At 62.2% G+C, this 23985-nt stretch carries 21 protein-coding genes; 14 read left to right on the top strand and 7 right to left on the bottom strand.

Features of this window, described 5'->3' with window-relative positions; translation table 11 throughout:
- Nucleotides 1-37: 37 nt before the first annotated feature.
- Complete coding sequence (locus tag HJB89_RS30010; protein ID WP_209887339.1) at nucleotides 38-475, bottom strand: DoxX family protein; 438 nt, start codon at nucleotides 473-475, stop codon at nucleotides 38-40.
- A gap of 212 nt (nucleotides 476-687) precedes the next feature.
- Here HJB89_RS30010 and HJB89_RS30005 point away from each other — a divergent pair, with 212 nt between their 5' ends.
- Nucleotides 688-1398, top strand: a complete 711-nt coding sequence (locus HJB89_RS30005) for a glutathione binding-like protein (protein WP_221150902.1) — start codon at nucleotides 688-690, stop codon at nucleotides 1396-1398.
- Nucleotides 1399-1465: 67 nt separating this feature from the next.
- On the opposite strand, the gene HJB89_RS30000 is transcribed toward HJB89_RS30005, so the two are convergent.
- The 3 genes from HJB89_RS30000 to groES all read right to left on the bottom strand — a co-directional run bounded on the left by HJB89_RS30000 (nucleotide 1466) and on the right by groES (nucleotide 4595).
- Nucleotides 1466-1912 (bottom strand): hypothetical protein, encoded by a 447-nt coding sequence (locus HJB89_RS30000; RefSeq protein WP_221150901.1) that lies wholly within the window; start codon nucleotides 1910-1912, stop codon nucleotides 1466-1468.
- Between the two features lie 673 nt (nucleotides 1913-2585).
- Nucleotides 2586-4229, bottom strand: a complete 1644-nt coding sequence (gene groL, locus HJB89_RS29995; protein ID WP_207583096.1) for a chaperonin GroEL — start codon at nucleotides 4227-4229, stop codon at nucleotides 2586-2588.
- A gap of 69 nt (nucleotides 4230-4298) precedes the next feature.
- The gene (gene groES / locus HJB89_RS29990; RefSeq protein WP_003545797.1) at nucleotides 4299-4595 is read right to left on the bottom strand and encodes a co-chaperone GroES; all 297 of its coding nucleotides are present in this window, start codon (nucleotides 4593-4595) and stop codon (nucleotides 4299-4301) included.
- Nucleotides 4596-4879: 284 nt separating this feature from the next.
- Here groES and HJB89_RS29985 point away from each other — a divergent pair, with 284 nt between their 5' ends.
- The 4 genes from HJB89_RS29985 to HJB89_RS29970 all read left to right on the top strand — a co-directional run bounded on the left by HJB89_RS29985 (nucleotide 4880) and on the right by HJB89_RS29970 (nucleotide 10666).
- Nucleotides 4880-5728 carry a TIGR01459 family HAD-type hydrolase gene (locus tag HJB89_RS29985; protein ID WP_207583097.1) on the top strand — a complete coding sequence of 283 codons (849 nt, stop codon included), beginning with the start codon at nucleotides 4880-4882 and terminating at the stop codon, nucleotides 5726-5728.
- 14 nt (nucleotides 5729-5742) lie between these two features.
- Nucleotides 5743-6726 carry a bifunctional riboflavin kinase/FAD synthetase gene (locus HJB89_RS29980; protein ID WP_207583098.1) on the top strand — a complete coding sequence of 328 codons (984 nt, stop codon included), beginning with the start codon at nucleotides 5743-5745 and terminating at the stop codon, nucleotides 6724-6726.
- A gap of 287 nt (nucleotides 6727-7013) precedes the next feature.
- Nucleotides 7014-9905 (top strand): isoleucine--tRNA ligase, encoded by a 2892-nt coding sequence (gene ileS, locus HJB89_RS29975; protein ID WP_221117565.1) that lies wholly within the window; start codon nucleotides 7014-7016, stop codon nucleotides 9903-9905.
- A gap of 131 nt (nucleotides 9906-10036) precedes the next feature.
- Entirely contained in the window at nucleotides 10037-10666 is a 630-nt protein-coding gene (locus tag HJB89_RS29970; protein WP_207583100.1) for a hypothetical protein, read from the top strand.
- A gap of 41 nt (nucleotides 10667-10707) precedes the next feature.
- Here the strand turns inward: HJB89_RS29970 and HJB89_RS29965 are convergent, their stop codons facing one another.
- Entirely contained in the window at nucleotides 10708-11145 is a 438-nt protein-coding gene (locus HJB89_RS29965; protein ID WP_209888859.1) for a nucleoside deaminase, read from the bottom strand.
- Nucleotides 11146-11235: 90 nt separating this feature from the next.
- On the opposite strand from HJB89_RS29965, the gene HJB89_RS29960 reads away from it, so the two are divergent.
- The 3 genes from HJB89_RS29960 to HJB89_RS29950 are packed head-to-tail and all read left to right on the top strand — an operon-like array spanning nucleotide 11236 to nucleotide 14866.
- The gene (locus HJB89_RS29960; RefSeq protein WP_221150900.1) at nucleotides 11236-13431 is read left to right on the top strand and encodes a pseudouridine synthase; all 2196 of its coding nucleotides are present in this window, start codon (nucleotides 11236-11238) and stop codon (nucleotides 13429-13431) included.
- Nucleotides 13412-13972: a 16S rRNA (guanine(966)-N(2))-methyltransferase RsmD gene (gene rsmD / locus HJB89_RS29955; RefSeq protein ID WP_039618105.1), complete on the top strand. Its 561-nt coding sequence runs from the start codon at nucleotides 13412-13414 to the stop codon at nucleotides 13970-13972. The genes HJB89_RS29960 and rsmD overlap by 20 nt, the downstream gene beginning before the upstream one ends.
- A gap of 12 nt (nucleotides 13973-13984) precedes the next feature.
- Complete coding sequence (locus HJB89_RS29950) at nucleotides 13985-14866, top strand: patatin-like phospholipase family protein (RefSeq protein ID WP_207583102.1); 882 nt, start codon at nucleotides 13985-13987, stop codon at nucleotides 14864-14866.
- 12 nt (nucleotides 14867-14878) lie between these two features.
- Here HJB89_RS29950 and HJB89_RS29945 read toward each other — a convergent pair whose 3' ends face one another.
- Nucleotides 14879-16693 (bottom strand): monovalent cation:proton antiporter-2 (CPA2) family protein, encoded by a 1815-nt coding sequence (locus tag HJB89_RS29945; RefSeq protein WP_207583103.1) that lies wholly within the window; start codon nucleotides 16691-16693, stop codon nucleotides 14879-14881.
- A 119-nt stretch (nucleotides 16694-16812) separates the two neighbouring features.
- Here HJB89_RS29945 and HJB89_RS29940 point away from each other — a divergent pair, with 119 nt between their 5' ends.
- From HJB89_RS29940 to lpxK, 6 genes are all read left to right on the top strand, one after another.
- Nucleotides 16813-18159, top strand: coding sequence for a TldD/PmbA family protein (locus HJB89_RS29940; protein ID WP_221150899.1), 1347 nt, complete (start codon nucleotides 16813-16815; stop codon nucleotides 18157-18159).
- A 78-nt stretch (nucleotides 18160-18237) separates the two neighbouring features.
- Complete coding sequence (locus tag HJB89_RS29935; RefSeq protein ID WP_207583105.1) at nucleotides 18238-19047, top strand: 3'(2'),5'-bisphosphate nucleotidase CysQ; 810 nt, start codon at nucleotides 18238-18240, stop codon at nucleotides 19045-19047.
- 61 nt (nucleotides 19048-19108) lie between these two features.
- Nucleotides 19109-19357, top strand: a complete 249-nt coding sequence (locus HJB89_RS29930; protein ID WP_207583106.1) for a DUF4170 domain-containing protein — start codon at nucleotides 19109-19111, stop codon at nucleotides 19355-19357.
- A 265-nt stretch (nucleotides 19358-19622) separates the two neighbouring features.
- Nucleotides 19623-20942 carry a lipid IV(A) 3-deoxy-D-manno-octulosonic acid transferase gene (gene waaA, locus HJB89_RS29925; RefSeq protein WP_207583107.1) on the top strand — a complete coding sequence of 440 codons (1320 nt, stop codon included), beginning with the start codon at nucleotides 19623-19625 and terminating at the stop codon, nucleotides 20940-20942.
- A 9-nt stretch (nucleotides 20943-20951) separates the two neighbouring features.
- Nucleotides 20952-21674: an HAD family hydrolase gene (locus HJB89_RS29920; RefSeq protein ID WP_207583108.1), complete on the top strand. Its 723-nt coding sequence runs from the start codon at nucleotides 20952-20954 to the stop codon at nucleotides 21672-21674.
- 202 nt (nucleotides 21675-21876) lie between these two features.
- Entirely contained in the window at nucleotides 21877-22950 is a 1074-nt protein-coding gene (gene lpxK / locus HJB89_RS29915; RefSeq protein WP_221150898.1) for a tetraacyldisaccharide 4'-kinase, read from the top strand.
- 89 nt (nucleotides 22951-23039) lie between these two features.
- Here the strand turns inward: lpxK and HJB89_RS29910 are convergent, their stop codons facing one another.
- On the bottom strand, nucleotides 23040-23924 hold the full coding sequence (locus tag HJB89_RS29910) for a GntR family transcriptional regulator (RefSeq protein WP_221150897.1): 885 nt from the start codon (nucleotides 23922-23924) through the stop codon (nucleotides 23040-23042).
- Nucleotides 23925-23985: the final 61 nt, after the last annotated feature.

Raw genomic sequence — 23985 nt, 5'->3', positions numbered from 1 at the left:
CGGCGGGTTCTCTATGTCTGGGAGGATGTCTGCTTGTTCAGGCGGCCGCGTAGGCGCCGCGGCGGGCGTCGAGCGAGTAGGCGCCTGCGCCGTTGGTGGCGAGCATGATATAGGCGCCGGCGAGCGTGACGTTCTTCATGAAGTTGACGAAGTTCAGGGCGTTGATCCAACCGTTGGCAGCGGCCGGGAAATCAGGAACGTTGACCGGCGAAAGGTGGAAGACGACGCCGGTGAACACACAGAACACGGCGAGCAGCCAGCCGACGATGCGGACCTGAAAGCCGACGAGCACGGCGAGACCGGTTGCAAGTTCGAACAGGCCGGCGAGATAGGTGAGCGCCGTGGAAGCGGGCAGACCTGCACCGGCGATCATGCCGGCGGTCGAAGCCGGATCGGTCAGCTTGCCGAAGCCGGCGAAGATGAACATGAAGGAAAGCAGGATACGGGCAATCAGGGTAATGACGTTGTTCGACATGGACGTTGTCTCCGTTTGACTGGTTCTGGAGATCTTGGTGCCCCGGCACCGTGTGGACCTCTGATGCCTCCTATGTCGCTCATTTCTCCCATTGTGGAAAGATAAACGAACGGGGACACTTTGTTCAATAATATAGAACGATGCCCTACAGGCGGCCGCTTGCCTTTGCCGCGCCCGGTCTCTTATGGTCGGCGCCCAACAAGGAGAATCCGATGGCAGATCTGTCCGCATTTCCGATCACGGCGCGCTGGCCGGCGAAAAATTCCGACATCATCCAGCTTTATTCGCTGCAGACGCCGAATGGGGTGAAGGTATCAGTCGCGCTCGAGGAGCTCGGCCTTGCCTACGAGGCGCATTATATTTCCTTCGCCGCCAACGAGCAGAAATCGCCGGAATTCGAATCTCTCAACCCGAACGGCCGCATTCCGGCGATCATCGATCCGAACGGGCCTGATGGTAAGCCGATCGGCCTGTTCGAATCCGGCGCCATCCTGCTTTATCTCGCCGAAAAAACCGGCAAGCTCATTCCTGAAGACGCCGCTGGCCGCTACGAGTGCATCCAATGGGTGTTTTTCCAAATGGCCGGCATCGGCCCGATGTTCGGCCAGTTCGGACATTTCTACAAGTTCGCCGCCGACAAGGTCGCCAATAATTCCTATCCGGTGGAGCGCTATCGCGACGAGTCCAAACGGCTGCTCGGCGTGCTCGAAGACCGGCTGAAGGGTCGGCAGTGGATCATGGGCGACCAGTATACGATTGCCGACATCACCAGCTTCACCTGGGTTCGCGGCGCCGATATCTTCTATGGCGGCCGCGAGGTTCTCGACTATGCGAAATTCCCCGCCGTCATGGACTGGCTGCAGCGCTGCATCGCCCGCCCGGCCAGCGAGAAGGGGCTCAACATTCCGGTCAAGCCGGAGTGACGAACAGGCCCGCCGCAAAGCAGAAAGGCCGCCCATCGGGACGGCCTTGGTGTTCTACCCCCGGCCACTATCGGTGGCTTGCAATCTGCCTTGCGCCTTCAAGCTTGAAGCGCGGAAAGATGAAGACGCCGACCATGCTGCCGCTGTATTTCTCTTCGAGCCCGTTCGACTCGCCCATGCAGAACAGCGGCTGGCGCAAGCCGTTCGGCGTGATGATCGTCGTCGAAAAACAGAAGGAGGAGCAGCGTGTCGCCGCCTGCTCGAACAGTTCCAAGATGTGGCCGCGGTCCTTGGTATCGTAGCAGCGGATCAGGCTTAGGAGCCCGCATTCCTGTGCGGAGAGGCCGTGCAGCATCGCGCTCCATTCGCCGAGACGTAACATGCCGCTCGACAAATCTCCGGTCCAGGCTTCGGAAATCGAAAACTGCGCCACGATCTCGTCATTTTGATTGTGGTGCTCAAGCGAGCCGGGTGTCAAAGGTACGGCTGCATTGGCTTTGGCGATCTTAAACAAGGCGTTCCCCCGTTCGCATGCAGCTCCTCCGCCGCACGCTCGGTAAACACAAAAACAGGATCACGCAGCAGCAGGCATGATGCCCGTGCTTTTACCTGCGATCGTTGCCGCGGCCATCGAGCCTGCGGAACGTCAAGGATCGACTCTCGCGCCCGTTTGGTGGGCGCGCTTAATTGCAGCGCGGATTTATAGGAGCTTTTGAACAAACGGCAACGGCTTTTTAAGGGGTGTTCGGATCGGTATTTTTCCTGGGATGCCGGCATCCTCAGCCTATCCAGCGGGGAAGCGGCGCCGAAACATCAATTTTGCGGGCTTTGAATGCGGTTCCACTCGACATGCGGTGAGAAATGGCGCCGCAACGCTGCAATCTCCCACCGAGATCGGCGGCCTGAAAAAGCGCGGCGACGCAAGCTTCGCGAAAGCTTCCCGGGCGGGAGCGCGCGACGCGCCATGAAATTGCGCACAACGGACCGAATCGCCGGAGACGGGAATGCGCGCAAAAGAAAAGGGCGACCCGGGGATCGCCCTTCCTGTTCCGGAGACCGGAATGATGGCAGTGCAGGCTTTCGCCTATCACATCATGTCCATTCCGCCCGTTCAGCGCGCTTGACGCGCTGACCCATTTTAGATGATGGGCGGTTTCATGAACGATGCTGTGAAGGCCGTAGGCCTATCACATCATGTCCATTCCGCCCATGCCGCCCATGCCGCCCGGCATGCCGCCGCCAGCCGAGTCTTTCTTCGGCAGTTCGGCGATCATGGCTTCGGTGGTGATCAGCAGCGATGCGACAGAAGCAGCGTTCTGCAGCGCCGTGCGGACAACCTTGAGCGGGTCGACGATACCCATGGCGATCATGTCGCCATATTCGGATGTCTGGGCGTTGTAGCCGTAGTTGTCTTCGTTCTTGTCGAGGACCTTGCCGACAACGATCGAGGCTTCGTCGCCTGCGTTTTCAGCGATCTGACGAACGAGCGACTGCAGGGCGCGGCGAACGATGTTGATGCCGGCTTCCTGGTCGTCGTTTGCACCCTTGACGGTGATCTTCGTGGAAGAGCGCAGCAGAGCGATACCGCCGCCGGGGACGATACCTTCCTGAACGGCAGCGCGCGTCGCGTTGAGCGCGTCGTCGATGCGGTCCTTCTTTTCCTTCACTTCAACTTCCGTCGAGCCGCCGACGCGGATGACGGCGACGCCGCCGGCGAGCTTGGCAAGACGTTCCTGCAGCTTCTCGCGGTCGTAGTCGGAGGTGGTTTCTTCGATCTGAGCCTTGATCTGGGCAACACGGCCTTCGATGTCGGACTTGGCGCCCGAACCGTCGACGATCGTGGTGTTTTCCTTGGAGATCGAAACCTTCTTCGCACGGCCGAGCATGTCCAGCGTGACGGATTCGAGCTTGATGCCGAGGTCTTCGGAGATCACGGTGCCGCCGGTCAGGATGGCGATGTCTTCGAGCATGGCCTTGCGGCGGTCGCCGAAGCCAGGAGCCTTGACGGCAGCGATCTTGAGGCCGCCGCGCAGCTTGTTGACGACGAGCGTTGCGAGGGCTTCGCCTTCGACGTCTTCAGCGATGATCAGGAGCGGCTTGCCGGTCTGAACGACAGCTTCGAGAACCGGAAGCATCGACTGCAGGTTCGAGAGCTTCTTCTCGTGAAGGAGAATGAAGACGTCTTCGAGGTCGGCGATCATCTTTTCCGGGTTGGTCACGAAGTAGGGGCTGAGGTAGCCGCGGTCGAACTGCATGCCTTCGACGACTTCGAGTTCGGTTTCGGCGGTCTTGGCTTCTTCAACCGTGATGACGCCTTCGTTGCCGACCTTCTGCATGGCTTCAGCAATGTCGAGACCGACCTGCTTGTCGCCGTTTGCCGAAATCGTGCCGACCTGTGCAACTTCTTCCGAAGTGGAGATCTTCTTGGCCTTGGCCTGGAGATCCTTCACGACGTCAGCAACAGCGAGGTCGATGCCGCGCTTCAGGTCCATCGGGTTCATGCCGGCTGCAACAGCCTTGTTGCCTTCGCGAACGATCGCCTGGGCAAGAACAGTTGCGGTCGTGGTGCCGTCACCGGCGATGTCGTTGGTCTTCGAAGCAACTTCGCGGACCATCTGTGCGCCCATGTTTTCGAACTTGTCTTCGAGTTCGATTTCCTTGGCGACGGAAACGCCGTCCTTTGTGATGCGCGGAGCGCCGAAGGACTTGTCGATGATGACGTTACGGCCCTTCGGGCCGAGCGTTACCTTGACTGCATCGGCGAGAATGTCGACGCCACGCAGCATTTTTTCGCGCGCGGTGCGACCAAACTTGATTTCTTTAGATGCCATGATTGAAACTCCTCATTTCGAGTGTCCGGGTTCTGGACCCGTCGGCTACGTCGGAAGGCCAGCGGCTGATCAGCCGATGATGCCCATAATGTCGGCTTCCTTCATGATCAGAAGGTCTTCGCCGTCGATCTTGACTTCGGTGCCGGACCACTTGCCGAACAGAATGCGGTCGCCAGCCTTGACGTCGAGTGCGACGACCTTGCCGGACTCATCGCGCGCGCCGGAACCGACGGCGACGATTTCGCCTTCCTGCGGCTTTTCCTTGGCGGTATCGGGAATGATGATGCCACCCTTGGTCTTGGCTTCGGACTCAACGCGGCGAACAACGACGCGGTCGTGAAGGGGGCGGAAGTTGGTGCTTGCCATTGTCTAATCCCTCGATCGAATGACATTCGCGGGCCGGAGCGGCCCACATGGATAGATGTTAGCACTCCCTTGCGGTGAGTGCTAGCGACGAGCATTTAGGGATGGCTCCGAAAGGAGTCAATGAGAGCAATCACGAATTTTTGTGCCGGAATTGTGAAGAGGCGGAAGAATTGCGGAGATTGCCGCCGAAACCGGCGCGGCGGGTCGACGGCGAAGAAAATGCCTTGCCATCGCCTTGCGCCTTTGCAATGTCACCGGTGACTGCAGCAAATCGGGAAATCGGAATGGCCAGGCGGATAGAAAACTTCTCGGAGATAACAGGCCATTACGACGTGGTGCTCTGCGATGTCTGGGGCGTCGTTCACAATGGCGTCGATCCGTTTCCGAAGGCAGCCGCAGCCCTTGAGGCGGCGCGCGCCAACGGCGTCGTCGTCGTCCTCATCACCAATTCGCCGCGCCTTTCCTGGCAGGTGGTCGAGCAGTTGCGCCAGATCGGCGTTCCCGACGGCGCCTATGATAGGATCGTCACCTCCGGCGACGTCACGCGCCGGCTGATCGCCGAAGGGCCGAAGACGGTCTTTCTGCTCGGCCCCGAGCGCGACAAGGCGCTTCTCGAAGGCATCGGCGTCGAGCGCAAGCCGGCGGGCGAAGCGCAATCGCTCGTCTGCACCGGCTTTTTCGACGACGAGACTGAGAAGCCGGAGGATTACACCGACATGCTTCTGGAATTCAAAGCCCGCGAGGTGCCGATGATCTGCGCCAATCCCGACCTCGTCGTCGAGCGTGGTCACCGCATCATCCCCTGCGCCGGTGCCATGGCCGCCTATTATGAGCAGCTTGGCGGCAGCACCCGCATCGCCGGAAAACCGCACCGGCCGATCTATGAGGCGACGCTGGCCGCTGCCCGCGAGCTTCGCGGCGATTTCTCGGTCGACCGCGTGCTGGCGATCGGCGACGGCATGCCGACCGATGTGCGCGGCGCCTTGAATTACGGCCTCGACCTTCTCTACATCAGCGGCGGTATCCACGCCAAGGAATACACCCTGAACGGCGAGACCGACGAGGCGATCCTCAACGCCTATCTCGATCGGGAAAAAGCCGCGCCGAAGTGGTGGATGCCACGCCTTGCATAAAGAGAAGCCAGCCGATGACCGTCTTCCACCGCAATGAAACCCGGGAACCCTTGCCTGCCCATCTAAAGGGCGGCGTCATTGCCATCGGCAATTTCGACGGCGTGCACCGTGGCCACCAATCGGTGCTCAGCCGCGCGCTCGAAATCTCCAGGGCCCGCGGTATCCCCGCTTTGGTGCTGACGTTCGAGCCGCATCCGCGCACGGTCTTCCGGCCTGAGACACCGGTCTTCCGCCTGACGCCCGCACCATTGAAGGCCCGCATCCTGGAAACGCTCGGTTTCGGCGCCGTCATCGAATATCCCTTCGATTATGAGTTTTCGCAGCGCTCGGCCGATGATTTCATCCATTCGATCCTCAAGGATTGGCTCGGCGCCTCAGAGGTCGTCACCGGCTTCGATTTCCATTTCGGCCGCGGCCGCGAGGGCGGTCCGGCCTTCCTGATGAATGCCGGCCAGACCTATGGCTTCGGCGTCACCCTGATCGACGCCTTCCGCGACGAAAACGCCGACGTCGTCTCTTCGAGCCATATCCGCGCGCTTTTAAGCGACGGCAATGTCAGCGAAGTCGCCGGCATGCTGGGCTATCATTATACGGTTGAGGCCGAGGTGATCGACGGCGAAAAGCTCGGCCGGCAGCTCGGGTTTCCCACCGCCAACATGCGCCTGCCGCCGGAGGTCGAACTCGCCGCCGGTATCTACGCCGTCCGCTTCCGCCGCCAGGACGGCACGCTGCACGACGCCGTCGCAAGCTACGGCCGCCGCCCGACGGTTACGGAAAACGGTGCACCGTTGCTCGAAACCTACCTTTTCGATTTCAGTGGCGATCTCTACGGCCAGCGCTGCGCCGTCTCCTTCTTCGGCTATATCAGACCGGAGCTGAAATTCGACGGCCTCGATCCGCTGGTCGCCCAGATCAAGCGCGACGAGGAGGAGGCGAGGGCGCTGCTTTCCGGTGTGAAACCGCTGGGCGAACTCGACCGGAAGCTTTGTTTTTCCTGACGTCGCCGTGAGCGTGGCGGCAGCGGGGAGACCAGCGATTCCTGCCACCGATGCCGATGGCGCAACCGCGAATTCTGCTCTTCCTTTTCCAGGCAAAAACGCCTATGAACCGCCGCTATGACGAAATTTCGGCTGGCGATGACGATGCGAATTATCGGCCCGGCCTTCCGCGCGCGCTAAGCGGCCGGAAGGTCCGGGTTTTTGGCGCTTGGATACAAGCGCTTCCGTCACCAGCTTTTTCACGCCCGTTGCGCCCCTTCCTGGGCCGCCAGAAACGATTGTCCGATATGACCGACACAGCCGAAAAGATCGACTATTCGAAGACCCTCTATTTGCCCGAAACCGATTTCCCCATGCGCGCCGGCCTGCCGCAGAAGGAGCCGGAGCTGGTCAAACGCTGGCAGGAGATGGGTCTCTACAAGAAATTGCGCGCTTCGGCCGCCGGCCGCGAAAAGTTCGTGCTTCACGACGGCCCGCCCTATGCCAATGGCAACATCCATATCGGCCACGCGCTGAACAAGATCCTCAAGGATGTCATCAACCGCTCGTTCCAGATGCGCGGTTACGACGCCAATTACGTGCCCGGCTGGGATTGCCACGGCCTGCCGATCGAATGGAAGATCGAAGAGAAGTACCGCGAGAAGGGAAAGAACAAGGACGAGGTCCCGGTCAACGAATTCCGCCGCGAATGCCGTGAGTTTGCCACCGGCTGGATCAAGACCCAGGCCGAAGAGTTCAAGCGTCTCGGCATCGAAGGCGACTTCGACAATCCCTATACGACGATGAACTTCCACGCGGAAGCGCGCATCGCCGGCGAACTCCTGAAGATCGCCGCAAGCGGCCAGCTTTATCGCGGCTCCAAGCCGATCATGTGGTCGGTCGTCGAGCGCACGGCGCTGGCCGAGGCCGAAGTCGAATACCAGGATTACGAGAGCGACACGATCTGGGTGAAATTCCCCGTTGTCGAAGGTCCGGCTGCGCTCAAGGATGCGTTCGTGGTCATCTGGACGACCACGCCCTGGACGATCCCCGGCAACCGCGCGATCTCTTTTTCCGCACGTGTCTCCTACGGTCTCTACGAGGTAACGGCTGCCGAGAACGATTTTGGTCCGCGTCCCGGCGAAAAGCTGATCTTTGCCGACAAGCTGGCTGAGGAATCCTTCGCCAAGTCCAAGCTGCAGTACAAGCGCCTGAGCGATGTCTCTGCGGCCGACTTCGCAGCGATGGCCTGTGCCCATCCCTTCAAGGGTCTGGACGGAGGCTATGAATTCGCCGTGCCATTGCTTGATGGCGATCACGTCACCGATGATGCCGGCACCGGTTTCGTGCACACGGCACCCAGCCACGGCCGCGAAGACTTCGATGCCTGGATGTCGGCCGTCCGCACGCTGGAGGCTCGTGGCATCGACTCCAAAATCCCGTTCCCGGTCGACGACGGCGGCTTCTACACATCGGATGCCCCCGGCCTCGAGGGCGCACGCGTCATCGACGATAACGGCAAGAAGGGCGATGCCAACGACCGCGTCATCAAGGAACTGATCGCCCGCGGCGCGCTCTTTGCCCGCGGCCGGCTGAAGCATCAGTATCCGCATTCCTGGCGCTCGAAGAAGCCGGTGATCTTCCGCAACACGCCGCAATGGTTCGTCCATATGGACAAGACCCTTGCCGACGGCACGACGCTGCGTTCGCGCGCTCTCGGTGCGATCGACGACACCCGCTTCGTGCCCGCCGCCGGCCAGAACCGCCTGCGCGCCATGATCGAAGGCCGCCCGGACTGGGTTCTTTCTCGTCAAAGAGCATGGGGCGTACCGATCGCCGTCTTTGCCGACGAGCAGGGCGAGGTCCTCGTCGACGAAGCCGTCAGCGCCCGCATCCTCGACGCCTTCGAACAGGAGGGCGCCGACGCCTGGTTTGCCGAAGGCGCCAAGGAGCGCTTCCTCGGCAACGATCATGACCATGCCCGCTGGACGCAGGTCATGGATATCCTCGATGTCTGGTTCGATTCTGGCTCGACGCACACCTTCACGCTCGAAGACCGCCCGGACCTGAAGTGGCCGGCCGACCTTTATCTCGAGGGTTCCGACCAGCATCGCGGCTGGTTCCATTCGTCACTGCTGGAATCGGCGGCCACCCGTGGCCGCGCCCCTTATAACGCCGTCCTTACCCATGGCTTCACCATGGACGAGAAGGGCGAAAAGATGTCGAAGTCGAAGGGCAATGTCACCGCGCCGCAGGAAGTGATGAAGGACGCCGGCGCCGACATCCTGCGCCTCTGGGTCATGACCTCGGACTATGCCGACGACCTGCGCGTCGGCAAGACGATCATCCAGACCAATGTCGATGCCTATCGCAAGCTGCGCAACACCATCCGCTGGATGCTCGGCACGCTCGCCCACGACACGGGCGAGGAGATCGAGTTTGCCGATCTGCCGGAGCTGGAGCAGTTAATGTTGCACCGGCTTGCCGAACTCGACGAGCTGGTGCGCGAAAACTACGATGCCTTCGATTTCAAGAAGATCGCCCGCGCACTGATCGATTTCGCCAATGTCGAGCTGTCGGCCTTCTATTTCGATGTCCGCAAGGATGCGCTCTACTGCGACGCGCCATCGAGCCTGCGCCGGCGCGCCAGCCTGCACGTCATCCGTCAGATTTTCGATTGCATGGTGACCTGGCTTGCCCCGATGCTGCCCTTCACCACCGAAGAGGCCTGGCTGTCGCGCAATCCGTCCGCCGTTTCCGTGCATCTGGAGCAATTTGCCCCGGTTGCAAAGGAATGGCGTAACGATGCCCTGGCCGAGAAGTGGAAGAAGATCCGCACGGTCCGCTCGGTTGTCACAGGCGCGCTGGAAATCGAGCGCAAGGACAAGCGCATCGGCTCCTCGCTGGAAGCGGCGCCGGTCGTCCACATCGCCGATCCGGAATTGCTGAAGGCGCTGGAAGGCCAGGACTTCACCGAAGTCTGCATCACCTCGGCAATCGAGGTCAGGGCCGGCGAAGGCCCGGCTGAAGCTTTCCGCCTGGCCGAAGTGCCTGAGGTTAGCGTCGTGCCGAAGCTTGCAGAGGGTGAGAAATGCGCCCGCTCCTGGCGGATCACCAGGGACGTCGGTTCCGATCCCGAATATCCCGACGTCTCGGCCCGTGATGCTGCAGCCCTTCGCGAGCTTGCGCTGCTCGCGTGAAGAATATTGCCGGGTGAATTGCGTTTTCGCGGTTCATCCGGTAAAAGCTGCCTGAAAATGGCCGGATTTTTGCGTCAGGGGGACGGTTGTCCGGTTGGGCAACGATTGCACCGGTGGCTGGAAGGGTTTTCATGTTCGCAACGCATTGGTTCCGTATGGGCGCCTGCCTGTCTGTCGTCATGGCGGGATGCTCCCTGGTCTCCAGCTGCGCCAGCAGCCCGACCTACGGCACCGACAAGACTGCCATGGAGCAATTGACCGACGATCTCGGACAGTCCGTGTCGCTGACCGGGCCCGACCCGAAGAACAAGGGCGTCAAGTACACGCCGCGCCCGACGCTGGTACTGCCGGCCCAGGCGCAGAAGGAAACCCTCGTTGCGCCGCAGCAGACGGTCGCCAACAAGGACAATCCGCAATGGATTGAATCGCCGGAGGAAACGCGCGCCCGCCTCGTCGGGGAAGCAGACGCGAACTCCGACAATCCGAACTACCGCTCGCCGCTCGCCAGCTCGGCAATCGAAGGCGGACGGCGCACGACGGAAGCGCAGACCAAGGCCTATCGTGAAGCCCGCGCCCTGCAGAAGGGCTCCTATATCGATCAGCGCCGCTATATTTCCGATCCGCCGCCGGGCTACCGCACCGTCGACGATCCGGCAAAGCTCGACGATGTCGGCGAGCCCGAGCTCAAGAAGCAGAAAAAGCGCAAGAAGGATGCGGCGGTCGCCAACACCGGCAAGCAGTGGTGGAACCTCCTGCAATAGCGGCCTTTGAGCGTTTGAAAAGACGCGCGGCGCTGTAAAGATTACGGCGCCTCTCTCTTTTGCGAAAAGAATCGTCTTAGGATGTCGGCCGATTGCACCTCGTTGAAGCCGGAATAAACCTCCGGAGCGTGGTGACAGGTGGGCTGCGCATAAAATCGCACGCCATTGTCGACGCCGCCGCCCTTCGGGTCTTCGGCGCCGTAATAGAGCCTGCGGATACGCGCAAACGAGATGGCTGCCGCGCACATGGTGCAAGGCTCGAGCGTCACATAGAGATCGGCGCCGACGAGACGCTCCTGTCCGAGCGTTTCGCAGGCAAGCCGGATCGCAGCGATTTCGGCATGCGCGGTCACGTCTTTAAGCTCGCGCGTGCGGTTTCCCGCCCGGGAAATGGCGATATCGTCGATAACGATGACGGCGCCGATCGGCACCTCGCCGCGTTCTCCGGCGGCACGCGCTTCTTCAAGCGCCATCTCCATGAAACGATTTGTCTTCACGATCGCAAGAATTTCCACTTAACCGCAGATGCGTGACCTGATAGACAGGCCCAAAAGGCAGGCAAACAACAAATGACACCCAAAGACAAGCCAAAACGCCCGGGCGCGAAGCCCTTTTCACGGGACGACGGGCCGAAGGCCGGCGCGAAGCCTGGCGGCGCGAAGCCGGCAAAGGCTGCGATCGCCGCCGAGGCCGATAGCGAGGCCAAGGCCGAACGCATTTCCAAGGTGATGGCACGCGCCGGCGTCGCGTCCCGCCGCGACATCGAACGGATGATCATGGAAGGCCGTGTAACGCTGAACGGCAGGGTTCTCGACACCCCCGTCGTCAACGTCACGCTCGCCGATCGCATCGAGGTCGACGGCGTGCCGATCCGCGGCATCGAGCGCACCAGGCTATGGCTCTATCACAAGCCGGCCGGTCTGGTGACGACCAATGCCGATCCGGAAGGCCGGTCGACCGTCTTCGACAATCTGCCGGAAGAACTGCCGCGCGTCATGTCGATCGGCCGCCTCGATATCAACACCGAAGGCCTGCTGCTGCTGACCAATGACGGCGGTCTCGCCCGCGCGCTCGAGCTGCCGGCGACCGGTTGGCTGCGCCGCTACCGTGTCCGCGCTCATGGCGAGATCGATCAGGACGCGCTCGACAAGCTGAAGGACGGCATCGCCGTTGACGGCGTGCTCTATGGCTCGATCGAGGCGACGCTCGACCGCACGCAAGCGTCGAACGTCTGGATCACCATGGGTCTTCGCGAAGGGAAGAACCGCGAAATCAAGAACGTGATGGGTGCGCTCGGCCTCGACGTCAACCGCCTGATCCGCATTTCCTATGGCCCGTTCCAGCTCGGCGACTTGCCGGAAGGCCATGTCATCGAAGTGCGCGGCCGCACGCTTCGCGACCAGCTCGGCCCGCGCCTGATCGAGGAAGCCAAGGCGAATTTCGACGCGCCGCTCTACAACGCGCCGGCCGTCGCGGCCGAGGAAGAGGCTGAAGCCCCAGTACCGGAAAGGCGCGAGCAGCGTCCGCGCCGCGACGAAGACAAGCGCGAACGGGCGCTGAGCCGCCTCGACACCAAGCGCGACGATCGCCACGGTGGCGGGCGTAGAGATGACGATCGCCGCGATAGCGGCCGCAGGGATGATGACAAGCCCAAGCGTCCTCAGCCGCTCGGCCAGCGTCGCAGCGCCAATGTCTGGATGGCGCCCGGCGCCCGGCCACTTGGCGAAAAGGCTGCAGCGAAAGCCGCCAAGAATGAGCAGACCGCGCGCCGGCGCGGCGAGCAGGCGCCGGCAAAGGGTGCCGGTTCCCACCATATCGAGGATCGCCCGCGCACGCAGATCAATCGCGTGCGCGAGGAGGACGGCGAATGGATCCGTTCGAGCGAGCAGCCCCACCGCAAGGATGAGGGCGAAGGCTCCGGCCGCAAGCGCTCGTTCGGGGATCGGCCTGCCCGCGAAGACCGCGGTTTTGGCGACCGCCCGGCGCGCGGCGAACGCCCCCCCCGTGAAGGGGGTGACGAACGTCCGCGTACCAGAAGCTCTGCCGGCGAAGGCCGTGCGGAGCGTCCGCGCGGCGACCGGCCTTTCGGCGATCGTCCCTCGCGCGGCGATCGGCCCTTCGGCGACAAGCCGCGTGGTGATCGCAAACCGCGTGCGGATGGCGACGAGCGTCCTCGTGCCGCCAGAGCCTCCACCGGTGAGGCCCGTTCGGAGCGTCCGCGCGGCGACCGGCCTTTCGGTGATCGTCCTTCCCGCGGAGATCGCCCCTTCGGCGACAAGCCGCGTGGAGATCGCAAGCCGCGTGCGGATGGTGACGAGCGTCCTCGTGCCGCCAGAGCCTCCACCGGTGAGGCCCGTTCGGAGCGTCCGCGCGGCGACCGGCCTTTCGGTGATCGTCCTTCCCGCGGAGATCGCCCCTTCGGCGACAAGCCGCATGGTGATCGCAGACCGCGCGAGGACGGTGATGAACGTCCGCGCGCAGCCAGGGCCTTCGCCGGCGAAGGCCGCTCTGAGCGTCCACGTGGAGAACGAACCTTCGGCGACAAATCTACGGGCGGCAGGCCTTCGGGTGACAAGCCGCGCGGCAAGGGCTTTGGTGCCAAGCCGGGTGGGGCCAAGAATTTTTCCGGTAAGCCGAAGGGCGCCAAGCCAGGCAGTGACAGGCCAGGCAGTGACAGGCCGGGCGGCGACAGGCCTGCGGGCGGGCCGTCCAGAGGTGGTGCAAAAGGAAAGGGAATGACACGCGGTGCGGATCGTCGGCGGTGAATTTCGCGGACGGCCTCTCGCCGTGCCAAAATCCAACGATATCCGGCCGACTGCCGACCGGACGCGCGAGAGCCTGTTCAATATATTGAGCCATGCCTATCCGGAATGTGTCGACGGCACCCGGATACTCGACCTTTTTGCCGGAACCGGCGCCGTTGGCCTCGAAGCCGTTTCACGCGGCTGTCGTCATGCGCTCTTCGTCGAAAACAGCGTCGAGGGCAGGGCGCTGCTCTGGGAAAACATCGATGCGCTCGGCCTGCACGGCCGCACGCGCATCCTGCGCCGCGATGCCACCGATCTCGGCAGCGTCGGCAATCTCGAAGCCTTCGACGTGCTGTTTGCCGACCCGCCCTATGGCAAGGGTCTCGGCGAGAAGGCAATGGCGGCCGCCGCTCAGGGCGGCTGGCTGCGGCCTGGCGCGATCGCGGTGCTGGAAGAACGCGCCGATATTGTCGTTTCCGTGCATCCTTCCTATGTTTTCCTCGAAAACCGCATCTTTGGCGATACGAGGGTGCATTTCTTCCGGTATCAGCCGCAATAAGCGGGGGCGGGCGTGCAGCAGGCAGAGATCATCAGCCCGAAACTGCCGGCGATCAGTGATCTCCCAACGGTCGCCGTCGCTTTCGGCGGCGGCGGCGCGCGCGGGCTTGCCCATATCCATGTGATCGAGACGCTCGACGAACTCGGGATCCGGCCAGTGGCGGTGTCAGGCTCGTCGATGGGTGCGATCATGGGGGCCGGCATGGCCGCCGGCATGTCCGGCGCCGAAATCCGCGAACATGCGCTGGCGACCGTCGGCAACAGGACGGCCGTCGTCAGCCGCATCTGGGGCCTGAGGCCGGCGACGGTGCGGGATGCCGTGGCCAAGGGCATCCGCATCGGCCAATTCAATCTGGAGCGGATCCTCAAGGCCTTCCTGCCGTCCGAGCTGCCGGCCCGCTTTGAAGATCTGCTGGTGCCAATGAAAGTCATCACCACAGATTATTACGGGCAGTGTGAAGTCATCATCGAAGAAGGCGAGCTGTTTCCGGCACTCGCTGCCTCATCCGCCATCCCCGCCGTCTTCATGCCGGTGCGCCTGCGCGACCGCGTGATGATCGACGGCGGCATCAGCAATCCGGTGCCTTACGAATGCCTGATGGATCTTGCCGACATCGTCGTCGGCATCGATGTCGTCGGCGCGCCGGAAGGCGACGGCACCCATATCCCGAACCGCATGGAGAGCATCTTCGGTTCCGGCCAGCTGATGATGCAGACGGCGATCACGCTGAAGCTGAAGCTCCGCCCGCCGCATATCTTCCTGCGCCCGGCAGTCGGCCGCACCGGCGTCATGGATTTCCTCAAGGCCCGCGATGTGCTGGCCATGTCCGTCGGTGTCAAGGACGACCTGAAATTCGCCCTCGACCGCGAGATCGAAGCGCGGCTGAAGCGCTGATGTTCTCTTGATTTACGCCTCCGCCGTCGCATCCACGGTGCCTGCCAGCGGATCGTCCTCGAAAGCATCGGCGGCACGTTTCGGCTTGACCAGCGGTTCGGGGCGGACGGGATGGGAAAACAGCATGTCGCGGCCGGCCTGCAATCCTTCGGACACCTGCAGCACCAGGCGCGCCTCGTCGCGCTTGCGGATATCCTCGCCGATTTCATAGGCATCGACCTCGGGCACACCAAGCGCCTCCAGCGTCCGCCGCCCGAAGAGCAGGCCTGATTCCAACGTTTCGCGCAGTTCGTAGTCGATACCCTTGTTACGCAGCTCGATCGAATGGATGCGATCGTAGGAGCGCACGTAAAGCCTGGTGTGCGGATAGTCCGCCTGCACCAGTTCCACCACCTTGTCGGTGATTTCCTTCTTCTGCGTGCAGACGAGCACGATCTTTGCCCGGTCGATGCCGGCCGAGCGCAGCACGTCCTTGCGGGCGCCGTCGCCGAAATAGATGCGAAAGCCGAAGGCGGAGGCCTGGCGGATACGGTCCGCCGAAAAATCGATGACGGTGACGCTGCGCCCGCCGGCAAGCAGGATCTGGGCGGCGATCTGGCCGAAACGCGAGAAGCCGACCATCAACACATCGGCGCCGGCACCCTCGAAATCCTCGTCCAATTCCTCATGCTCATCGCCGCTGAGCAGCCGCTTGGAAAGAGCCGCGCCGATCGGCGTCAGCGCCATGGACAGCGTGACGATCGCGACCAGCAGCGATGCCGTGCTCGCCGACATCAGCCCGACGGTTGCCGCCGCGGTAAACAGCACGAAGCCGAATTCGCCGCCTTGCGGCAGCAGAAAGGCGATCCGGATCGCATCGTTGTGCGGAGAGCCGGAGATCCGGCAAAGCCCGTAGATGATGATCGCCTTGACCGCCATGATGATCGGCACCGCAACGATGACGAAGAGCGCGTTGTCGGCAAGCACGTCGAGCTGCAGCGACAGGCCGACGGCGATGAAGAAGATGGCGAGCAGCACGCCGCGGAAGGGCTCGATATCGGCCTCCAGCTCGTGCCGGTAGGAGGATTCGGCGAGCATCACCCCGGAGAGGAAGGCGCCCATCGCCATCGAAAGCCCGGCAAGCTGCATCAGGCTTGCCGATCCCATGACGACGAAAAGGGCGGCGGCAATCATCGCCTCGCGCGCGCCGGTCCGGGCGATGATCTGGAAGAGCGGCGTCAGCAGGTAACGCCCCATGACGACCATTGCCGCGACCGCGCCGACGGCGACGGCGAAATCGGCGAGCGGCGCATTGCTGCCCTTGCCGCCGCCGTCGAGAACGGTGATCAGCGCCAAGAGCGGCACGATCGCCAGGTCCTGGAACAGCAGCATCGAGAAGGAACGCTGCCCGTATTTCGTATTGACGTCGCCGTCGCCCTCGAGGATCTGCATGGCGAAGGCCGTCGACGACAGTGCCAGGCCAAAGCCGGCGACGATGCTGCCGCGCCAATCGAGAACGTGGGAAAACCAGGCGAGCGCGGTCAGCGCCAGCCCGGTCACCACCACCTGCGCCGTGCCGAGGCCGAAGATGTCGCGCCGCATCTGCCAGAGGCGGCTGGGTTTCAATTCCAGTCCGATGATGAAGAGCAGGAAGACGACGCCGAGTTCGGCGACCGCAAGGATCTGTTCACCGTCGGTGATGCCGTGGAAGACAGGGCCGATGACGATGCCGGCAGCGAGATAGCCGAGCACCGTGCCGAGCCCAAGCTTCTTGAAGATCGGCGCGGCGACCACGGCTCCGCCGAGCAGCAGGATCGTTTCGGAAAAAAAGGCATTGGACGCTGACATCAGGGCAATTTCTTTCGACGGCGGGAAGCAGGCGGGCAACCCCGACAAAGAATCGGCGGCGGCGGCCTTGATGCTTGGGAGAGTGCACAATAAATGGAAGCCGAAGGAAAGGCCAAATCATGTCCTCAGAAATTGATTCCTCGACACTTCTTTCCCGCGCAAGTCAATTGATCGATCTGGCCAGGAAGGCGGGGGCCGACGCCGCCGACGCCGTCGTCGTCCGGTCGCGCTCGCAATCGGTCAGCGTCCGCCTCGGCAAGGTCGAGGGCACCGAATCTTCCGAAAGCGACGATTTTTCGCTGCGCGTCTTCATCGGCAAACGCGTCGCCAGCGTTTCGGCCAATCCGGGCTTCGATCTCCAGGCGCTTGCCGAACGCGCCGTCGCCATGGCCAAGGTCTCGCCGGAAGATCCGTTCGCCTGCCTGGCGGATGAGGCGAGCCTGTCGAAATCCTATCCCGACCTGCAATTGCTCGATACCACCGAGGTCTCCTCCGAGATGCTGCGCGAGGCGAGCCTCGCCGCTGAGGCAGCCGCTCTGGCGGTCGAGGGTGTCACCAATTCCTCCGGCGCCGGCGCCTCGGCCGGCATGGGCGGCCTCGTCCTTGCCACCTCGCACGGTTTTGAGGGCAGTTACATGGCGTCGCGCTTCGGCCATTCCGTCAGCGTCATATCGGGCGAAGGCACCGGCATGGAACGCGACTATGACTACGACAGCCGCCTCTACTATGCCGAACTCGACGATCCCGCTGAAATCGGTCGTCGCGCCGGCGAACGGGTGGTAAAGCGCATCAATCCTCGCCAGGTGCCGACCAGCAAGGATGTTACCGTGATCTTCGACCCGCGCGTCGCCCGCGGCTTCGTCGGCCATATCGCCGGCGCGATCAATGGTGCTGCCGTCGCCCGCAAGTCCAGCTTCCTGCGCGACAAGATGGGTCAGCAGGTGCTGAAGGCGGGCCTGTCGATCACCGACGATCCGTTGATCGTGCGCGGCCCCTCCTCGCGGCCATTCGACGGTGAGGGCGTGTCGGGCGAGCGGCTGGTGATGATCGAGGACGGCGTCTTGAACCACTGGTTTCTCTCGACCTCGACCGCCCGCGAATTGGGTCTGGAAACCAATGGCCGGGGCGTGCGCGGCGGCACCGCCGTCTCGCCGTCCTCCACCAATCTTGCCCTTGAACCCGGGGACATCTCGCCCGAGGAACTGATCCGCAGCGTCGGCAACGGTTTTTATGTCACCGAATTGATCGGCCACGGCGTCAACATGATCACCGGCGAGTACAGCCGCGGCGCCACCGGCTTCTGGATCGAGAACGGTGAACTCACCTTCCCGGTTTCCGAGGTGACGATTGCCTCGAACCTCAAGGACATGTTCATGCGCCTGACGCTGGCAAACGACATCGATCGCAAATTCGGCGTCGCGGCTCCGACCTTCGCCATCGAAGGCATGACGCTCGCAGGGCGCTGAACATCCCTTCGCAAAAATGTGCGGCGGTTTCGGACGATATCATGCTGCTACTATTGAACTGAGAAACGGATAGGCGAGATGAGCGATAGGGAAAAGTCTCGCTGGCAGGGCGATCTCACGTTGATTGCCGATGCTGCGAAAGAGGCCGGTGCGGTTGCTTTCGGCTTTTTCAACCAGTCTCCTGAGGTCTGGTGGAAAAACGGCGACCGCTCCCCCGTCAGTGCCGCCGACTTCGCCGCCAACAAGACGCTCGAGACCATTCTGCGCAAGGCCCGGCCGGATTATGGCTGGTTGTCTGAGGAAACTGACGATGATGCCGACCGCCTCCTGCGCGAGACGCTGTTCATCGTCGATCCGATCGACGGCACGCGCGCCTTCCTCGGCGGGCAAAAGGTCTGGTGCGTCAGCGTCGCGGTCGTTCATCGCGGCCGGCCGGTCGCCGGCGTGCTCTATGCCCCGGCGCTCGAGGAACTCTATGAGGCGACCGAAGGTGGCGTGGCGATGAAGAATGGCGCGCCCTTTACCGTCTCCGCCGCAGGACCGGAGCAGGTGAGCCGCCTGGCGATCGGCGAGGATCTGTTGAAGACCTTCCCGCCGGAGTTTCGCGACCGGGTCACCCGCCAGAAGCACATACCCTCGCTTGCCTATCGCATCGCCATGGTGGCGGACGGTCGTCTCGAAGGCACCTTCGTCAAGAGCAATTCGCATGATTGGGACCTTGCCGCCGCCGATCTTATCCTGGCCTGCGCGGGCGGTGGCCTTGTCGACCTTGAAGGCAGGCCGATCGTCTACAATCGCGCCGCCGTTACCCACAACGTCCTCTGCGCAGCACCTACGCCCCGTCTCGACGAATTCCTCGTGGCCTTTGCTGGGCGACGAGACAGTTGACGTTTCCGTCAAAATCCCGCAGATGGGGTGGCGGAGGAGAATAGCAGAAAGAGAACAAAAAATGACTGACTCCGGTGACAAGAAGCAGCTTCTGCATCTCGTTTTTGGCGGCGAACTGGAAAGCCTCGATGATGTCCAGTTCCGTGATCTGAGCGGTCTCGATATCGTCGGCATTTTCCCGGATTATGCCACGGCGCTGACGGCCTGGAAGGCGAAAGCGCAACAGACGGTCGACAATGCGCATATGCGCTACTTCATCGTCCACATGCATCGTTTGCTCGATCCGCAGGAAAAGGCCAGGGGCAACTGACCTCGCTAGAAACAGGTTGATTTCAGGCCGGGTCGGCCCCAAGTCTGAATCCTGTTCTGAATTAATTGGTTAGGGCATGGTGTCGTGAGAAAACCGCTTGCACCTTTCGGCATCACGCTCTTGTGCCGCCGGCGAGCGGGGCTTTCCGGCATCGGGCGCTCCGGATTGTTTGACGCATTCTGAACAAATTGATCGGTCATTGCGGCCGCAACGATAATGAGGGAATGGGTTTGATGTCGATCGGTTTGGATCGGAGACTGGCGCGATGAGTTCCCGGATGGCTCGGTTCGGTCTGAGCGCATACCGTCTGGCGGGAACCGTGGCCTCTCCTGTTGTCGGCCTCTATATCACCTACCGCACCGCCAAGGGCAAGGAAGACCGAGCGCGCCGCCTGGAACGCTTCGGCTATCCAAGCGCCAATCGGCCGCAAGGCCCGCTCGTCTGGTTCCATGCCGCAAGCGTCGGTGAAACCAATGCCGTCATCCCGCTGATCCGCGAAATCCGCCGCCGCGATATCCATGTCATCCTGACGACCGGCACCATCACCTCCGCCAAGCTCGCCGCCGAGCGGCTCGGTCAAGACGCAATCCACCAATATGTGCCGCTCGACCTGAAGCCGTCGGTCAGCCGCTTCCTCGATTACTGGCAGCCCGATTGCGCCATCATCGCCGAATCCGAGATCTGGCCGGCAACGGTGCTGGAGCTTGGCCGCCGCCGCATTCCGCAGATCCTGATCAATGCCCGCATGTCGGACCGCTCCTTTACCCGCTGGCGCCGCCGCCCGGCGATAGCCGAAGCCCTGTTCGAGAATCTCGCCCTCGTCATCGCCCAGTCGGATATGGATGCAGAACGTTTCCGCGATCTCGGCGCTGTTCCCGTCATCACCTCCGGCAATCTGAAGGTCGACACCGACGCACCGCCTTATGACAGCGCTGTCCTTGCCCGCTACAAGAAGCAGATCGGCGACCGCAAGACCTGGGCGGCGATCTCGACCTTCGACGGCGAGGAGAATGCCGCTGCCATCGTCCATCGGGCGCTGAGGGAGCGCGATCGTCAATTGACGATCATCGTGCCGCGTCATCCGGAGCGCTGCGACGAGATCGAGGCGGCCCTGGTCAAGCTGGGGCTGAAGGTCGCCCGCCGCACCCGTGACGATGTCTTGTCGGCCGATGTCGATATTTTCCTCGGTGATACGATCGGCGAAATGGGCCTCTATTTGAGACTGACGGAAATCGCTTTCGTCGGCCGCTCGCTGTTTGCCGAAGGCGGCCAGAACCCGCTGGAGCCCGCCATGCTCGGCTGCGCCGTTCTCTCCGGCGGCCATGTACAGAATTTCCGCGATGCCTATCAGAAGCTCGCCCGCAGCGGCAGCGCCCGCATGGTGCGCGATACCGAAATGCTGGCCAAGGGCGTGCATTACCTGCTGATCAATGATGAAGCCCGCCGCAATATGATCGAGGCCGGCATCACCGCGGTGCACGAGATGCGCGGTGCGCTGACCGCGACCGTGAAAGGGCTGGAACCCTACATCAATCCGCTGACGGTGAAGGCGCGGTTGCTGCCCAAGGCCGTGGCCCAGGTCTGAGGATATATCATGTCGGCAGCGGCCCATATCAAAGGCATTCTCTTCGACAAGGACGGCACTCTGCTCGACTATGACGAGAGCTGGCTGCCGGTGAACCGGGAGCTTGCCCGCATCGCCGCGGAAGATGACCCGCTTCTGGCCGACCGGCTGCTGTCTGCCTGCGGCATGGATCCGGTGACCGGCCATATCGTTCCCGACAGCCTGCTTGCTGCCGGCAATACCCGCCAGATTTCCGAGGGTCTGGTTGCTGCGGGCTCGATGGTCGATGTCGACGAACTGACGGTGCGCCTAGACGCCCTGTTTTCCAGCGCCGCCGAATTTTCCGTGCCGGTGACCGACCTCGCCGGCTTCTTCGCAAGGCTGCATCGGCGCGGCTTCAAGCTCGGTGTCGCCTCCAGCGACAACGAACGGTCGATCCGCCAAACGGCGGAACGCTTCGGTTTTGCCCGCTACGTCGATTACATCGCCGGCTACGACAGCGGTTTCGGGGTCAAACCGGAGCCGGGCATGGTACTCGGCTTCTGCGCCGCGACCGGACTTTCGCCTGAGGAAGTTGCCATGGTCGGCGACAACAATCACGATCTGCACATGGGCCTGAATGCCGGCACAGGGCTCAGGATTGCAGTGCTGACCGGCACCGGTTCGCGCGATTCGCTTGCCGCTGCAGCCGATCATGTGCTCGACGATATCACCGCTCTCGAGGCGCTGCTGCCGGATCTGCAGCCAGCCTGACCGGCAGCATTCAACCTCGAAGATCGGAATCGATTTTCGAGGTTGAGTGCCAGTTCAAAGTCATAGAGCGTCCTTGACGCGTCCAATCGGGCGCGCGGCGCTCTAAGGGCTTGCATTTTCATCGATTTTGGCCTCTCAATCCCGCCGGTCGAAAAGCAAGGGGCCGGTTGCCGCAAGGCGGGCAGGGGAGCGGGACGGCAAGATGATATCCGAAGCGCCGCCGTTCTGGTGGCGGAAAGCCGATTGGCGGGCCTGGCTGCTGCTGCCGCTTTCCTTTGTCTACGGCCGTATCGCCGGCCACCGCATGGCCCATGCGCGCCGCGCCTCGGTTCCTATTCCCGTCATCTGCGTCGGTAATTTCACTGTCGGCGGCGCCGGCAAGACGCCGACGGCGCTGACCATTGCCCGTGCCGCCAAGGCGAAAGGGCTGAAGCCCGGCTTTCTCAGCAGGGGTTACGGCGGATCGCTCGATGTGACGACGGTGGTCGATCCCGATCATCACCGTGCGGTCGCCGTCGGCGATGAGCCACTGCTGCTTGCCCAGGAGGCGTTGACGGTGATTTCTCGCCGGCGCGTCGACGGTGCTCAGCGGCTGGTGGCGGAGGGCGCCGACCTCATCATCATGGATGACGGTTTCCAGAGTGCCCGGTTGGCGATCGACTATGCCCTGCTCGTCATCGACGCGACCCGCGGCCTCGGCAATGGCCATATCGTGCCCGGCGGCCCTGTCCGCGCGCCGATCGGCCAGCAGCTGCGTTCTGCGACAGCCCTGCTGAAGGTCGGTGGCGGCAATGCCGCCGACAGGATCGTCCGCATGGCGGCGCGCGCCGCAAAACCCTATTTCACCGCATCGCTGAAAGTGCGCGGCAACAACACGCTTGCCGGCATGAAGGTGCTCGCCTTCGCCGGCATCGCCGATCCTGCCAAATTCTTCCGCACGGTCGAATCGCGCGGCGCCGAAATCGCCGTCGCCAAGACCTTCGGCGATCATGAACACCTGACCGAAGAGGAGATCGACGACATCCTGACGACCGCCGAGTGTCAGGACCTGCTGATCGTCACGACATCCAAGGATTTCGTCCGCCTCTCCGGCCATCCCGGCAAGGCGGCGCAGCTTATTGAAAAGTGCCGGGTGATCGAGGTCGACATGGTATTCGAAGATCACCTCGCCCCGAGCCTGATCATCGACCGGGCGATCGCCGCCTGCCGCGAGCGCCGCCTCAGAGAATTGAAGGCTGAGGTTGAAGCGATTCCAGGAAAGGCCGAACCGCTCTAATCAGGCTGCAGCAAAACGTCCTCCCGTGGCAGAGACACCGGAAGTCAGACCAAGCCAGAGTGCTGCTCACATCTGTCCTTGCAATGTTATCACACGATCGAGTGAAGCAAAGTTTCGCGCGCCGAGGTCAGATGCGACCGGCAAGCGTGATTGATCAACGCGAGATTGCGGCTTTCGAGGGCATCGATCAGCGCCAGATGTTCCCCAATGGCGACCTCATTCCGCGCGCGTTCATCCCGCTTGTTCCACTGATAGTGATAGTGGAAGACCATGGCGATCACGTCTTGGAAGCTTTCGATAAAGCGGTTTGGCGCGACAGCCACAATCAGCCGATGGAATCGGCTGTCCAGTTCCGAGAAATCCTGAAACCGTGCATCGATATCCGCGAGCAGTTCCAGATGTGCCGCCCGTATAGCACGCACCTGCTTCCAGATGGGCGAGCCGTGGGGCAGGCTAGCGAACAGGCGTGCGGAGCGCATTTCGAACATCTCTCTGATCTCGAACAGTTCGAGTGCGAAACTCGCTGTGAACCCTTTAAAAACCCAGCCTGCATTCTGACGCTTCTCGATCAGCCCATATTTCTGAAATCGATTGAGAAACTCACGGACTATGGTTGTCGCGACGCCGAATTTCCGAGCTAATTCAGCCTCGTTGATTTCTGTGCCCGGACAGGCATCGCCACGCAGCATCCATTCCATGAAACTCGTCTCGACCTGTTCCGAAATTGCTAAGGTCTCTTCCTTCGGATAGCGCTCTGTCTGCCGCGGCTGCTTCCGTATGATCCGCCTATGCGCTTCGGATATGATGATCCCACGTGCGGACATCGCCGCCAGCACCTTCCGCACAGTTGTTCTGCTTACGCCAAGCTGGGCGCGCAGTGCGTTTTCGGACGGCAATTCCTCCCCAAGATCGAATGTCCGAAGGATATCGATCATATCATTGAAGGCCCGCTTAAAGGTCGTATCCGTTCTCACTGAGCAACTCCCGGTATGTTTAGATATCCATAAAAAACAATTTGACGTACGTGTATCATAT

It is taken from the genome of Rhizobium sp. NZLR8 (assembly GCF_019685025.1).
Lineage (GTDB): Bacteria > Pseudomonadota > Alphaproteobacteria > Rhizobiales > Rhizobiaceae > Rhizobium.
The sequence above is the reverse complement of the archived record's forward strand: the minus strand, read 5'-3'. Positions and strand labels throughout refer to the sequence as shown.

Coding starts and splice junctions, on each gene's coding strand:
- HJB89_RS30010 (WP_209887339.1), bottom strand. CDS start 475: ATGTCGAACAACGTCATTACCCTGATTGCCCGTATCCTGCTTTCCTTC.
- HJB89_RS30005 (WP_221150902.1), top strand. CDS start 688: ATGGCAGATCTGTCCGCATTTCCGATCACGGCGCGCTGGCCGGCGAAA.
- groL (WP_207583096.1), bottom strand. CDS start 4,229: ATGGCATCTAAAGAAATCAAGTTTGGTCGCACCGCGCGCGAAAAAATG.
- groES (WP_003545797.1), bottom strand. CDS start 4,595: ATGGCAAGCACCAACTTCCGCCCCCTTCACGACCGCGTCGTTGTTCGC.
- HJB89_RS29985 (WP_207583097.1), top strand. CDS start 4,880: ATGGCCAGGCGGATAGAAAACTTCTCGGAGATAACAGGCCATTACGAC.
- HJB89_RS29980 (WP_207583098.1), top strand. CDS start 5,743: ATGACCGTCTTCCACCGCAATGAAACCCGGGAACCCTTGCCTGCCCAT.
- ileS (WP_221117565.1), top strand. CDS start 7,014: ATGACCGACACAGCCGAAAAGATCGACTATTCGAAGACCCTCTATTTG.
- HJB89_RS29970 (WP_207583100.1), top strand. CDS start 10,037: ATGTTCGCAACGCATTGGTTCCGTATGGGCGCCTGCCTGTCTGTCGTC.
- HJB89_RS29965 (WP_209888859.1), bottom strand. CDS start 11,145: ATGGAGATGGCGCTTGAAGAAGCGCGTGCCGCCGGAGAACGCGGCGAG.
- HJB89_RS29960 (WP_221150900.1), top strand. CDS start 11,236: ATGACACCCAAAGACAAGCCAAAACGCCCGGGCGCGAAGCCCTTTTCA.
- HJB89_RS29945 (WP_207583103.1), bottom strand. CDS start 16,693: ATGTCAGCGTCCAATGCCTTTTTTTCCGAAACGATCCTGCTGCTCGGC.
- HJB89_RS29940 (WP_221150899.1), top strand. CDS start 16,813: ATGTCCTCAGAAATTGATTCCTCGACACTTCTTTCCCGCGCAAGTCAA.
- HJB89_RS29935 (WP_207583105.1), top strand. CDS start 18,238: ATGAGCGATAGGGAAAAGTCTCGCTGGCAGGGCGATCTCACGTTGATT.
- HJB89_RS29930 (WP_207583106.1), top strand. CDS start 19,109: ATGACTGACTCCGGTGACAAGAAGCAGCTTCTGCATCTCGTTTTTGGC.
- waaA (WP_207583107.1), top strand. CDS start 19,623: ATGAGTTCCCGGATGGCTCGGTTCGGTCTGAGCGCATACCGTCTGGCG.
- HJB89_RS29920 (WP_207583108.1), top strand. CDS start 20,952: ATGTCGGCAGCGGCCCATATCAAAGGCATTCTCTTCGACAAGGACGGC.
- lpxK (WP_221150898.1), top strand. CDS start 21,877: ATGATATCCGAAGCGCCGCCGTTCTGGTGGCGGAAAGCCGATTGGCGG.